The following is a 13,339-nucleotide window of genomic DNA, read 5'->3' as shown; positions in this document are numbered from 1 at the left end:
ATTTAACTGGTTTAATACTAATTCGACTTAGATCATATTTACCACCAATTGTAACCAATTGTTATTTACAAAATACTCACTAAGAAAATAGAATAAAACCACTAATTTTATACTGGTGTTGAAAATGCGTTACCTCTGGGCTTCATTCTGTCATAAAAATCCAATTCCGGGTCGAATTGTTCATATCCTTGTTATGTTGATAGCGCTAGCTTCTATCACCATTCCATTGATTTCAAAAGACGCCACAACCATCTTAACTTCACTGTGTGCTGCTCTAGTCTGTTTCGTCGTTTTTGTCTTCTTTGCGCTCGCCGACAAAATGCGCTCAGGCATGCATTAATCAACCAATCAGTTCTCTATCACCAAGCATTCTCTTTTTAAAAATTCATTATAAAATGCTGGTTACCAAATACGGAAAAGCCCAAAGTTATTAGCTTTGGGCTTTTCTTCTATAGCGAATTCTTACATATTCCAAATAGCCTGTAGTTAGAAATTACAGCTATCAATCAGGCATTACCACAATACCCATGGTTTCAAGCAGTTGCTCTTGCTGCCAAGCAACGATTTTAATCCCCGATGTGTCTACCTTGCGAGGATCTAACCCTTCTAATTCAGCATGGCATAAATTAGCACCTTGCATACTGAATTGCCCCCATACATCTTCCGAGAACACACCTCGGCTGAGATCAGACTCTTTCAGTGACGCGCCGCCAAGGTAAGTGCCTATCCAACGGTTCTCAAACAGCTCACACTTCTCTAAACAAGCTTGTTCAAAATTGGCGTATGACAGGTTGCAGCCCGTAATATATGCTGAGCAAAAGTACATTCTATTGCTTACCTGATTGGCAAAATTCGCACGAGTGAAGTTCGCCCCTTTCAGGTCGCATTCACGTAGCTCAATACCATAACAATTCGCGTTACTGAAATTCGCCATCGCCAACTGACAATTCTGAAAGCTTGCATCTCGTAAGTCGGCAATATCAAAGTGGCATCCCTCAATATCGCCTTGCTCAATAAACTTACAGTTAATAAACGTTGCATCACGTAAGTTAGAACGTCTGAAATCACAACGGATAAACGTGCAGGCTATAAATGTAAGCTCTGATAAGTCTTGCTGAGCAAAACTGTGGTGATGATAAGTGCTGTTATTGGTGTCCATTTAGCCCCCTAAAGAAATTACGCTAAGACTATCATTGCGATCTCAAGAAAACACTAAATTAAAAACCAATAAAAACAGCAACTTAAAACACCCCAATTTAGCCATTTTAAGGCACCAAACAAGCCCTTTAAGGTTGTTATTTTCGATTTATAGGATGTGCTTATCTTGAAAAAAGTTTTGTCGCTTAGAAGTACCAATAAGAGAAAGAGTTACTTTGACGAAACGAGTCAATTATTGACCGCGTCCTAACGCGCTAGACTGGACGGTTGGTATGTTGCTCGTTACACTATTCCTCATTCTCAGCATAAAGAGTAAGAACAATGAAAGACATGCGACAAGCTATGCTCGATGCAGGGTTTAGCCTTATTAATGAACACGGGTTTGCTGGTGTTGGCCTGATGAAAATCATCAACCAAGCGGAAGGCACGAAGGGTTCTTTTTACCATTACTTCAAATCCAAAGAACACTTTGGTGAGATCCTTCTTACTAACTACTTTGAAGAGCATCTCGCTAAGCTAGACGACTTTTTAAGTGATGAGTCGCTTTCTCGTCGTGACCGCGTAAAAGCCTATTTCGAGTTTTGGTGTGCATCGAAACTGACTGAAGACTTCAATATCCAATGTCTTGTCGTAAAACTGGCGGGAGAAGTATCTGGGTCTGCTAACCCGTTACAGTCCACAATGGCAGTAGGCGCAGAAAAGATCATCCTGCGTATGGCGAAGCTATTTGAAGAAGGTAATGAGGCCGGTGATTTCACTATCGCAGAGCCAGAATCACTATCTCGAATGCTTTATGGCCTATGGCTTGGCTCAACGCTCATGGCCGCTATGCAGCGTAACCGTTCGATTCTAAACAATGCCATGGATGAAACTATTCTTGCCATGAGCTCGGCACAAGAATCGGCTGACTAGATATACCCGTTACCAAAAACCAAAAGGCTCGCACAATTTAGCGAGCCTTTTATCTAACTTTAAATCTAGATTGAATCGATTCACGCCTACTCCGTTACCCCAGACGAGACGGAATATTATTGGCTTTGAGTAAGCCCTTAATAACAGGGTCGACATGCTTGAAGAAGCTTAGCCATCCTTCACAGAGATAATTTAACCCAGCCTCACCATCTCGGCTTTTGATGATGCGGTTTTTGGGGCATTCGCCATGACATGCAAATTTAAACTCACAGGCTTGGCATTGTTTCGGCAGAGACTTTTGTTTGGCGAACCCAAAACGCTGCTGCTTTGGCGAAAAGGCTAAAGTTGAAAGTGCTTGTTCCTGAATATTACCTAGCTGAAATTCAGGAAAGACATAATGGTCACATGAATAAACATCGCCATTGGGCTCAACCGCTAACCCTTTGCCGCAAATCTCACTCAACGTACACATGGTGCTTTCTCTGCCCATCCACACACCAACGAAATTTTCAAAGTAAGGCACAAGCACTCGGCCAAAATCGTGTTCGAACCACTCATCAAAAACCGTCGAGAGAAACTCTCCCCATTGCGCTGAACCGACACTCCACGATTCAACGTCGCCAGAGACAGGAATGATCGCTTGTTGGTTGCTCAACCATTGATTGTTGGTGTGAGCCTCGCGCTTATCCACCACAGGAATAAACTGCAATTGCTTCGAACCCACTTCATCACGCAGAAAGCGATAGACCTCTAATGGATATTTTCCTGTCACATCATTCACGCAGCTTAGGGTCGCGAACTCGACATCATGCTGTTTCAAGTAGTGAATACCACGCATTGTTTGAGAAAAAGTGCCTTTGCCTGCACGGTTGGTTCGGTAATGATTGTGTAAGTGCTCTGGGCCGTCAATACTCACACCAATGATAAAGTCATTGTTCTTGAAGAACTCACACCACGCATCATTCAGTAACGTGCCGTTGGTTTGAAGGTCATTGCTGATCTTACTGTAGCTAGGACAATATTTTTTCTGCAGCTCGACGACCTTTTGAAAGTACTCAATCCCCAACAAGGTAGGCTCTCCACCATGCCAAGAAAAGATGATTTCAGGCGTGTTCTGCCCGTCTATGTACTGTTTGATATAACGCTCTAACAGGACTTCATCCATCGTATATTGAGAGCCTTTTGGGTATTCAAGCAGCTGTTGTTTTTCTAAGTAATAACAGTAGGTGCAACTGATATTACACACCGCCCCAATGGGTTTTGCTAACGCCTGAAGTTTGCTGTGTGCTTTGCCATTGAACTGCGGAACTGAACTCAAATTTGATAGCGATAATGTCGTCATGAAGAGTGCCTCGATGTAAAAGTTATTGTATTAGCCAAAACAATTCGTAATTCCTTTACACGGTGTTCATCGGCCAACCAAGCTTGATGGCATTAGGTTGGCCGAGTGGCTTTTCCTCTATTTCACGTTTTCAAACGGGTTCCACGCTTCGTCAACCGGGACGATATTTTGCGCTTTTTCGTATTCTTGATATTCAGCGACCATTTCAAGGAACAGATCTGGCATTTCATTTCTCAAGTCATGTTGCTCAGCTGGATCTTTCTTGGTGTTGTATAAGTGCCACTCACTGTCACCGCCCATTCCCGTAGAAATTCGGATGATCTTATGATCACCTTTAAGCAGAATTCCGCTACCAAACAATTCAAATGGAATCGCATTGTTGGCACTGTGCACGTCTGCCGTTTCCCCTTTGAAGTAAGGCAACAAGCTCACACCACTCATCGGCGCCACGTCTCGACCTTGATATTCGGTTCCTGGATGCTCTACCTCAGCAATCTCAAGAATCGTGGCTGCGATGTCCTTCACTTGAGATAAGTCGTCTGTCTGAGTTCCCGGTTGCAACGCATCTTCACCGTCTAAAATCGCTTTGGCTGGCTTAACGATAAATGGCACACGGATACCGCCCTCTGCTGTGTAAGCTTTGTACCAAGATAGGCCACCGGTTGAAGCGCTTGCCCACTCAGGACCAAGTGACACACTGGAGTTCACCTTGCCTAAGTTTTCGGTCGAATTATCGAAGTGATGAGCGGTCCACGTTCGGATCAGGTCACTGATATTTTCACCGGTAATATCCGCCGCTTCTGGGCCGTTATCCGCTAGATACATAATGTAGGTATTGTCGTATTCCCCGATTTCTTTCAGATAATCGACTATCTGACCGACTTGTTGGTCCTGCATCTCCATCATGCCCATCGCCACAGCCATTTTCTTGCCGTACCACTTTTGTTCTTTCTCAGAAAGCGAGTCCCAAGGGCGGCTTAATGAATTACGTCCTGAAATGTCAGCCTCTTTTGGAATCACGCCCATCTCTTTCATGCGTTCGAAACGATCTTCTCGAACCGAGTCCCAACCATGTTCAACGTAGTAATCGACTTTATCTTGATAGGCAGACTCAGGCGCTTGCAGTGGCAGGTGAATACCGGTGAATGGGACGTAAGCGAAGAAAGGCTTACCGTCGTCTTTTTTGCTGTCGATCATCTTGATGATCTCGTTGGTGTAAACTTGGTCTGAGTATTCGCCTTTGTATTTATCCTCAACCACTTCACCGTTGCGGTAAGTTGGCTCAACTTCAACACCTGGAATATCGCCTTTTTGCAGCGCATCCGCTGTCGCAGCGTTTTTGGCCGGGAACATCATATCTCGGTTAAAGTGATTCGAACCGCCCGCTAAGATACCGTAACTCTCACCAAAACCTCGATCATCCGGTAAGAATCCATCTTCGTGTCCCAAATGCCATTTACCAGAGAGGTAAGTGTTATAGCCGCTCTCTTCAAGCAGCGTGGCGACCGTAACACCTTTCTTGGTGAGGTAACCTTCATAACCCGGCTTACCAATCGCGCCCGGATAGACGGCATAGTCGAAGGTACCAAGCCCAACCTCGTGGCTGTTTGCTCCGGTTAGCATCATAGAGCGCGTTACCGATGACGTTGGGGACGCGTGAAAGTTAGTAAACTTAACCCCTCTTCAGCCAGCGCCATTAGGTTTGGGGTATCCGCTTCTGAACCATAAGGCTGTGTATCGGCAAAGCCCACATCATCGCCAACAATTACAACAATATTCGGTTTTTCTGATTCAGCCGCCAGAGCAGCACTGCTTGCCGCCGCCATTGCCGTGAACACTAAAGATTTCTTGAATGTCTGCATAAGACGTTCTCCAATTTCTGTGATTAACTTGTTTCAGTAATTAACTTTTCTGCGAGTAACTTTTTCTGTGAGTAACCTGAGTTAAGATTTGAATTAATGCGCGGCTTGCGACATCCAATGTAATAAGTCGAGCGCAGGGTCATACTCTTGAGCTCCAGCCATAGAACCACTCATAATCGTTGATACACACGTTGTATAAGAAGATGCCAACGAACATCGACTTCTCAAATGCGCTGTAAATCATCGTCGAGGTTCGCAGCGATTTGTACTTCGCCGAGAACATCAACAACACACCAATACAGCCAACCATCACACCCCAGTGTTGATAGGTCCCGAGCAAATACTCTTTGTTTTCCATCATGGTATCGTTGTACGAGAACAGCGTCTGCATACTCCAATCAGGCGCTAGGAAAGTGGAAAAAGCCGTCGCCGTTAAGAAACCTGTAATCATCAAATACGATTTGATCGTACGTTCAAAAAAACGTTCCAACATAAAAGTAACCTCTTAAAATAATTTCGTGAAAATAACTTTTTGAAAAATAAACAGTGTCATACCAACAGTGATTTACTGGCCAAGCATGCCCATCACTGCGGTTTTTAATTCGTTGTCTTCTTTTGAAAACAGATGCTTAACGCGGTGATCTAAACCTGTTTCCAACACAGTTTTAGCGTGAGAGAAAGTGATAAACCCTTCTTTACCGTGATAATTGCCCTGGCCTGATTCGCCAATGCCACCAAACGGCGCGTCATCAACCGCTAAATGGAAAACACAGTCATTAATACACATGCCACCGGAGTGAACTTGGTGCTTAACCTGAGCCTGTAAACTCAAATCAAAGCTCATCAGGTAGAGTGCTAACGGCCTTGGTTTGCTATTGATGACTTGGAACGCCTCTTCGACATTGCGATACGTAATCAAAGGTAATAATGGGCCGAAAATTTCTTCGTTCATCACCTTGGATGACAGGCTTGGTTCAACGATCAAATGTGTCACCAACCGATGAGTATCTAGGTCCATCGATTCGTCATGGCAAGCAACGATTCGTGTCCCAGCTTCCTGCTCTTCATTCAACAGACCAGCAATACGATCACATTGGCGAGGGTTAATGAGCGAGGTTAAACTCTCAGAGTAGATCCCTTCATCAAATAGCTGTTGATATTGTTTTTTGTACTCCAAAATGAAGGCTTCGAGCTTATCTTCAGGGAGTAGCACGTAATCTGGAGCGACACACACCTGCCCGTTATTGAGGCTCTTACCATAAATGATTCGCTCAACCGCGATATCAATTGGCATGTCTTCTGCAACGATAACTGGTGACTTACCACCTAGCTCTAGCGTGACTGGAGTTAGCGTGTCAGCCGCTGACCTCATCACTTGGCGACCCACTTGGGTTGACCCCGTAAACAGAAGATGATCAAACGGCAACGCCGAAAATGCGGCTGCGATTTCTACCTCACCTTCAACCAAGCACACCTCATCGGATTGAAAGACTTCCGCCAATAGCGCTCTTAATACTTGGTTCGTCGCTGGGGTAAATTCACTCATCTTGATCATGGCGCGATTGCCCGCTGCCAACGCCGAAATAAGCGGGCCGACGGATAACATGATTGGGAAGTTCCACGGAGCAATGATCCCGACAACACCTTTGGGTTGATAAACCACTTCAACACGAGAGGTTGAAAGCAAAGGGCCGGAATGACGAATCGAAGAAGTCGACCAATGAGGTAAACACTCAATGCTGTGATCAATATTTCCGATACAAGGTAATATGTCGGCCATCAAAGTGTCTTGTCGACTGCGGTGACCATAGTCCTCACTCACGGCTGAACACAAACGATCTGTGTAGTCGATAAGCGCAGATTTAAGTGCGAGCAGCTGCTCAATTCTCTCCGATATCGCTGGCATCGGTTTCTGTGCAAAAGCTCCCTGCATGCTGTTCAACTTCATAGTCATTTGTGTTGGCGTCAATTCGTGTTTCATACATCACCTCGTGGTTAAGATGAGCACACAATAATACACAACAGACCGGTCGGTCTAGAGTTTTGTTGTCAGAGAATCGTCAATGGAGTTTTGATTACAATCCAATGAGGCGGCTACAAACGGGGCAAAAAGTCAGGGGAATTTAAAATAAGAAGGCGTAGCTAACACGCAAGGCAAATAGAGAATTTTAAATGGCAGGATCAAAAATGGCCGCTTAGTGCGACCATTTGACAATTATTTAAGTTGTTGTTCTAAATAAACAATTTACAAATAAGGTTAGCTCTTGGCTACGTTTGCAATGCCTTCAAGTTGAAGTACTGGAGCGGCGTCGATGTCTTCTGCGTTCATCATTGATGATACTCGCTGCATTGAAGAAAGCAGTAAGCTTTGCTCCCACGGCTCTAGGTTTTGGAATTTTTTAACGAAGTTATCTTGCAGCGGCGGTGGCGCATTGTTTAGCAACTCTTGACCTTTTTCAGTCAGGTTCGCGTGTACTTTACGGCGGTCCGATGAACTGCGTACTCGTTGTACATAGCCATTTAACTCAAGACGGTCGATGATCGTCGTCGTCGTTGCTTGGCTTACATTGGTCTGATTAGACAATTCTTTGATCGTCACATTACCCATTTCTTGGATTGCTCTCATTAAGATTAATTGAGGGCCAGTCAAACCATACTCTTTACTCAGCTTCTTCGAGTGTAAATCGATAGCGCGAATAATTTGGCGAATAGCGACCAGGATTTCGTCATGTTTGTCCAAGATGCAGACCTTTGTACTAATATACTGTGAATGGTTTTACAGCGTCGAAGCGATGAAATGTCTCGAGTGATTACGTCACGCGCGCTCGAATTACACTGTAAATTGATAAATTACTTCATTGATTTTTCCGCATTGTACTGATGTTCATACTATTCTCAATCTTTTCTATACCACTAAACTTGCGTGGTACGGCACTTTTGCTTAATGAAGGGGAAATGAAAGCTTCAATGAAGACAAAAATAATGAACCAGAGAATACAAACTCAAAGAATAATATATTTTAATAATCATAGAGGTAAAGAGACTTAACCCTCTCCACCTAATAAAAAACCAGCCCTAATCGCCAAGCTGGAAAACGAAATTTTACGCGGCTGTATTCATCTGAAAATTACCCGTTAGTGCGTTGTAAAACTCGCTGTTATCCAGAATACCGACCAGTTGATTGTCTTCCACCAGCAAAATCGGGTGGTTACTGATCTGCTTGAGCTTAATCGCATCACGCATGCCAATTTCCGGACTTGCCACGACCACACTCGACGCGCTGATCGCGGTTAGGTCGTCAGACTCGCTCCACTCGACAAGCGCCAAAGCAGATTCACCTTTCACAGATAAAGCACCTTCATTCTGTTCAATCCAGAGATCTTTAGAATCGCAGATCTTCCAGCTTTCATTCTCTTGCGTCAGTGAATCAAGAGGCTGCATCAAAGAACGACCTTTAAGCACATTCAATGGATTGGTGTGTGCAACGAAGTCTTTTACGTATTCTGTTTTTGGCGTCAATACGATCTCTTCAGGCTTACCGTGTTGAATCAGCTTTCCTGACTCCATGATCGCGATGTTGTTACCAATCTTCAGTGCTTCATCTAGGTCGTGACTCACGAACAGAATCGTTTTGTTGAGTTTGCTTTGCAGTGTGATCAGTTCATCTTGCAACTGAGCACGAATCAGTGGATCAAGCGCCGAAAACGGTTCATCCATCAACAGAATGTCGGTGTCCATTGCAAACGCGCGCGCCAAACCAACACGTTGCTGCATGCCGCCAGAAAGCTCATGTGGAAATTTGGTTTCCCATTCCGCCAGGCCGACCATTTCTAATTGCTCACGCGCTTTTGCACGACGAACATCTTTCGCTACACCCTGCATTTCAAGACCAAACGCTACGTTGTCTAATACATTAAGCCATGGCATCAAAGCAAACTTTTGGAAAACCATGGATACACGGTGAGTACGAAGATGACGCAGAGTCGCTTCATCACACTGTGCTAAATCGACTTGTTGGTCACCGTCTTTGATTGTCAGTGAACCACGGCTGATCTCGTTCAAGCCGTTAACTGCGCGAAGCAAAGATGATTTACCAGAACCAGACAAACCCATCAATACACAGATCTCGCCTTCTTCAACGGTCAGCGACACATTATCTACGCCAACCACTTGGCCAGTCTCATCAATGATCTCTTGGCGAGTTTTACCTTGGTCGAGTAGCTCAAGCGCTTGTTTCGATTTATTACCAAACACAACATCGAGATTCTTAATGGTAATCGCGTCCATTGTCTTTTTTCCCTGAGAGTTAGACATGATTAAGCTTCCTTCTGGTTTGGTGTTTTGCACAAGCGATCAAGAATGATAGCGACTAATACAATCGCCAACCCGGCTTCAAAACCTTGTGAGATGTTCACTGTGTTCAATGCACGAACAACAGGTTTACCAAGTCCGTCAGCTCCGACAAGGGCGGCGATAACCACCATCGAAAGCGACAACATAATACATTGAGTTACACCCGCCATGATGCTTGGTAGAGCCGCCGGTAATTCGACCTTCATCAGCAATTTCATGCGGCTTGCACCAAACGCTTTACCCGCTTCAATCAACTCTTCAGGCACTTTGGTTACACCTAAGTAGGTCAAACGAATTGGCGCGGCAATGGCAAATATGATGGTCGAGATTAAGCCAGGAACGATGCCCAAGCCGAATAAAACCAAAGTCGGAATCAGATACACAAACGTTGGAACCGTCTGCATTAAATCAAGAATGGGTCTAAGCACCGTATACAACCAAGGGCGATGCGCGGCCATAATGCCAACTGGTACGCCAATTAATACGGAAATCGTTGTCGCTGCAAACACGAGGACAAAGGTTTCCAGCATTTCTTGCCAGTAGCCAAGGTTTAAAATAGTCAGCAAAGCTGCAACCACGAAAATCACAAGCGAGGGTTTACGGTGTAAATACCATGCAATCGCCGCGGTCATCACGATTGGTAAAGCCGGTGGCATCCACTTAAATACATCGACTAAAAACATAATGACGGTTTCTAGAAAAATCGAAATAGCGTCAAAGAGTCCTGCTGCATTGATTGTTAGCCAATCAACACCCGCTTCCATCCATTGTCCGACAGGGATTTTGTTTTCCGTAATAAAATTCACAATATTGCCTTTTATTATGGGTGGGCTACTTCAAACCAATCGATAAATTGGCAAGCCCACCTTTATTATTTATGTAGCTGTTGAGATAGGTAGAACTAAGCTTTAACTTGCTTTAAGTATTCAGTGACGGCTTGAGTCGCTGATTCACCTTTATGCGTTTTTACGTTGTCTAACCAAGCTTCAACTTGTTGAGGATTCTTGTTCAACCATTGTTGAGCTGCTTTTTCTGGCTTCACTTTTTGGTTAAGAATCTCTTCCATCAACTGGTTTTCCATCTCTAGAGTGAATTCTAGGTTTTGTAGAAGTTGACCGACGTTTGCACACTCAGACAGGTAGTTTGAACGAACGTTAGTGTAAACATTCGCGCCACCGTAGTTAGGGCCAAAGAAGTCGTCACCGCCAGAAAGGTATTCCATTTCAACATTGCTGTTCATTGGGTGCGGAGCCCAACCAAGGTAAACAATCCATTGGCTACGGCGTGCTGCGCGTGATACTTGAGACACCATACCCGCTTCGCTTGATTCCACTAGGCTGAAATCTTTCAAGCCAAACGCGTCTGAATCAATCATTGATTGTATTAGGCGGTTACCGTCGTTACCCGGCTCGATGCCATAGATGCGGTCTTTAAATTTGTCGGCATGTTTTGCTAGGTCGGCGAAGCTTTTTACACCTGAGTCGTACACGTATTTTGGTACGGCTAGCGTGTATTTTGCGCCTTCAAGGTTGGCACGAACGGTTTCAACCGTGCCCTCTTCACGGTACTTAGCAATATCGCCTTCCATGGTTGGCATCCAGTTGCCTAGGAATACGTCAATATCGCCGTTCGCCATTGAAGAGTATGTCACCGGTACTGAAAGTAGGTCGGTTTTGGTTTTGTAACCAAGACCTTTTAATAGTTCAGAAGTAACGGCGGTTGTTGCGGTAATGTCAGTCCAGCCTACATCAGCGAAGCGGACGTTTTCACATTGCTGTGGTTCAATAGAAGCGTTAGCACCAAATGCAAATGAACTGATGGCTAATGTTGCTAATACCTTTTTTGTAGCGGTTTGTTTATGTTGAGTCGTCATAATGATTCCTTTTTATCTTTCCTTTTTCTGCCCTAACTCATACTAATCAGGGCAGTTTTGCTGACTTTTGACTAATTTTGGTTGTTACTTTTTATTATTTTTATCTCAATAACAGAGGCTTACGCTTCTCTTACTGGTTTATTGATTCTTTGCTTCTCTTGCCATTCAGGTGCAATCCACACTGGAACGTCCTGCTCTTTGAGCATTGGCTTACCCAAAATCAAATCGGAAGCACGCTCAGCCACCATAATGGTCGGGGCGTTCAAGTTTCCGTTCGGAATAACAGGGAAAACAGATGAGTCAACAACGCGCAGATTATCAATGCCGCGAACGCGACACTCTTCATCAAGCACTGCCATTGGATCATCATCAGCGCCCATTTTGCAGCCACATGAAGGGTGGTACGCACTTTCCACGTTCTGTTTAACCCATTCGTCGATTGCTTCATCGGAAGTCACACTTAGACCCGGCTGAATCTCTTCACCTCGGTAAGCATCCATTGCTGGTTGAGACAAAATCTCACGCGTTAGACGAATACAATCGCGCCAATCTTGGCGGTCTTGCTCAGTCGAGATGTAGTTGAAAATGATCTCTGGCTTGGCATGCGGATCAGCAGAAGTGATCGCAACCGTACCGCGACTTTCTGGCTTATTAGGCCCAACGTGTACTTGGAAACCGTGACCATCAAAGGCCGCTTGTCCGTCGTAACGCATCGCTGCTGGCAGGAAGTGATATTGAATGTTTGGCCACTTCAATCCTTTACGAGAGCGAATGAACGCACACGATTCAAAGTGGTTAGTAGCACCCAGACCTTTGCGAGTCAGAATCCATTCCGCGCCAATCATGCCTTTGCTCACCAAGCCAAGCTTGCTGTTGAGTGTGATCGGTTCGTTGCAGTGATATTGGAAGTACACTTCTAGGTGATCTTGAAGGTTTTCACCGACACCGCTTAGTTCGTGTTTAACTTCAACGCCGGCCTTTTCAAGCACGGCTTTCGGGCCGATACCAGAAAGCTGCAGCAGTTGAACCGAGCCAATAGAACCCGCAGAAGAGATCACTTCTTTGTTCGCCACAGCCACCTGGGTATTGCCTGACTTTTCAAACTCGACACCAACCGCTTTCAAGCCTGATTGACCTTCTAAGTCTTGTGCTTCAAGTAAGAAACGACGCGCCACGATACCTTTCTTCAAGGTCAGGTTTGAACGCTTCAATGCTCGACGTAAATAAGCGTTAGAGGTTGAGGCTCTAACACCCTTGTCTACCGTCATATGCATAGTGCCGAAGCCTTCTTGCTGGTAGCCGTTGTAATCGTTGGTTTCTGGGTAACCAGCGTCTTTACCTGCATCGATGAATGCTTGGTAAAGCGGGTTAAGCTCCATATCGTTACCATTACAAGTGCCGACAGGGCCATTGTCACCACGGTATTCATCACCGCCTTTGTTCCATGATTCAGCGCGGCGGAAGTAAGGCAAGCATGCTTGATAGTTCCAACCCGCTGCACCCTCTTCTTCCCATTGGTCAAAATCACACGCGTGGCCACGAACATAAACCATGCCGTTGATCGATGAGCTGCCGCCTAACACTTTGCCACGTGGGCAGTGCAGTTCACGTCCATCAAGGCCCGGTTCTTTCTCTGTTTCAAATTGCCAAGCGTACTTTTCAGTATTCATTGGGTAAGAAAGCGCGGTTGGCATTTGGATAAAAATACTCTTATCCGTGCCACCAGCTTCCAGTAATAAAACGCTATGTTCACCGCTTTCCGTTAGCCTATCCGCTAACACACAGCCGGCCGAACCCGCGCCGACGATAATATAATCGTAGCGTTGTTCCATGTTTTGA

General features: G+C 45.0%; 10 protein-coding genes and 3 pseudogenes. 2 read left to right on the top strand and 11 right to left on the bottom strand.

Annotated elements, in window-relative coordinates; all coding sequences use genetic code 11:
- Positions 1 to 124 precede the first annotated feature (124 nt).
- Entirely contained in the window at positions 125 to 340 is a 216-nt protein-coding gene (locus AB4517_RS15180) for a hypothetical protein (RefSeq protein ID WP_029235681.1), read from the top strand.
- Between the two features lie 162 nt (positions 341 to 502).
- Here the strand turns inward: AB4517_RS15180 and AB4517_RS15175 are convergent, their stop codons facing one another.
- Positions 503 to 1,159: a Qnr family pentapeptide repeat protein gene (locus tag AB4517_RS15175; RefSeq protein ID WP_372148564.1), complete on the bottom strand. Its 657-nt coding sequence runs from the start codon at positions 1,157 to 1,159 to the stop codon at positions 503 to 505.
- A gap of 320 nt (positions 1,160 to 1,479) precedes the next feature.
- Here AB4517_RS15175 and AB4517_RS15170 point away from each other — a divergent pair, with 320 nt between their 5' ends.
- A complete protein-coding gene (locus tag AB4517_RS15170) occupies positions 1,480 to 2,070 on the top strand; it encodes a TetR/AcrR family transcriptional regulator (protein WP_102572679.1) in 591 nt (196 codons plus the stop codon).
- Between the two features lie 94 nt (positions 2,071 to 2,164).
- On the opposite strand, the gene AB4517_RS15165 is transcribed toward AB4517_RS15170, so the two are convergent.
- The 10 genes and pseudogenes from AB4517_RS15165 to betA form a co-directional block, all read right to left on the bottom strand.
- Positions 2,165 to 3,412, bottom strand: coding sequence for an anaerobic sulfatase maturase (locus AB4517_RS15165; protein WP_372148562.1), 1,248 nt, complete (start codon positions 3,410 to 3,412; stop codon positions 2,165 to 2,167).
- Between the two features lie 117 nt (positions 3,413 to 3,529).
- Positions 3,530 to 5,274: pseudogene (locus AB4517_RS15160) on the bottom strand (arylsulfatase).
- Between the two features lie 93 nt (positions 5,275 to 5,367).
- A pseudogene (locus tag AB4517_RS15155) lies at positions 5,368 to 5,436 on the bottom strand (sel1 repeat family protein); the annotation flags it as partial.
- A pseudogene (locus tag AB4517_RS15150) lies at positions 5,426 to 5,767 on the bottom strand (hypothetical protein); the annotation flags it as partial. The pseudogenes AB4517_RS15150 and AB4517_RS15155, both read right to left, overlap by 11 nt.
- Before the next feature lie 72 nt (positions 5,768 to 5,839).
- The gene (locus AB4517_RS15145) at positions 5,840 to 7,255 is read right to left on the bottom strand and encodes a coniferyl aldehyde dehydrogenase (protein ID WP_372148560.1); all 1,416 of its coding nucleotides are present in this window, start codon (positions 7,253 to 7,255) and stop codon (positions 5,840 to 5,842) included.
- 276 nt (positions 7,256 to 7,531) lie between these two features.
- Positions 7,532 to 8,014 (bottom strand): MarR family winged helix-turn-helix transcriptional regulator, encoded by a 483-nt coding sequence (locus tag AB4517_RS15140; RefSeq protein WP_017066477.1) that lies wholly within the window; start codon positions 8,012 to 8,014, stop codon positions 7,532 to 7,534.
- A 362-nt stretch (positions 8,015 to 8,376) separates the two neighbouring features.
- Entirely contained in the window at positions 8,377 to 9,588 is a 1,212-nt protein-coding gene (gene choV, locus AB4517_RS15135; RefSeq protein WP_372148558.1) for a choline ABC transporter ATP-binding protein, read from the bottom strand.
- Between the two features lie 2 nt (positions 9,589 to 9,590).
- Entirely contained in the window at positions 9,591 to 10,433 is an 843-nt protein-coding gene (choW, locus tag AB4517_RS15130; RefSeq protein WP_102333552.1) for a choline ABC transporter permease subunit, read from the bottom strand.
- Positions 10,434 to 10,528: 95 nt separating this feature from the next.
- Positions 10,529 to 11,500 carry a choline ABC transporter substrate-binding protein gene (locus tag AB4517_RS15125; RefSeq protein WP_171733156.1) on the bottom strand — a complete coding sequence of 324 codons (972 nt, stop codon included), beginning with the start codon at positions 11,498 to 11,500 and terminating at the stop codon, positions 10,529 to 10,531.
- A gap of 119 nt (positions 11,501 to 11,619) precedes the next feature.
- Complete coding sequence (betA, locus tag AB4517_RS15120; RefSeq protein WP_371725499.1) at positions 11,620 to 13,332, bottom strand: choline dehydrogenase; 1,713 nt, start codon at positions 13,330 to 13,332, stop codon at positions 11,620 to 11,622.
- Between the last annotated feature and the right edge of the window lie 7 nt (positions 13,333 to 13,339).

This window comes from Vibrio sp. 10N.222.52.C3 (assembly GCF_041474195.1).
In the GTDB taxonomy this organism is placed as follows: domain Bacteria; phylum Pseudomonadota; class Gammaproteobacteria; order Enterobacterales; family Vibrionaceae; genus Vibrio; species Vibrio crassostreae_C.
Note: the sequence above shows the minus strand (reverse complement) of the source record. Positions and strands in the feature narration are given on the sequence as shown.

Bases quoted from the DNA above. Each gene is read 5' to 3' on its own strand.
- AB4517_RS15165 (WP_372148562.1), bottom strand. From the start codon at position 3,412: ATGACGACATTATCGCTATCAAATTTGAGTTCAGTTCCGCAGTTCAAT.
- betA (WP_371725499.1), bottom strand. From the start codon at position 13,332: ATGGAACAACGCTACGATTATATTATCGTCGGCGCGGGTTCGGCCGGC.
- AB4517_RS15145 (WP_372148560.1), bottom strand. From the start codon at position 7,255: ATGAAACACGAATTGACGCCAACACAAATGACTATGAAGTTGAACAGC.
- AB4517_RS15170 (WP_102572679.1), top strand. From the start codon at position 1,480: ATGAAAGACATGCGACAAGCTATGCTCGATGCAGGGTTTAGCCTTATT.
- AB4517_RS15125 (WP_171733156.1), bottom strand. From the start codon at position 11,500: ATGACGACTCAACATAAACAAACCGCTACAAAAAAGGTATTAGCAACA.
- choV (WP_372148558.1), bottom strand. From the start codon at position 9,588: ATGTCTAACTCTCAGGGAAAAAAGACAATGGACGCGATTACCATTAAG.
- AB4517_RS15175 (WP_372148564.1), bottom strand. From the start codon at position 1,159: ATGGACACCAATAACAGCACTTATCATCACCACAGTTTTGCTCAGCAA.
- AB4517_RS15180 (WP_029235681.1), top strand. From the start codon at position 125: ATGCGTTACCTCTGGGCTTCATTCTGTCATAAAAATCCAATTCCGGGT.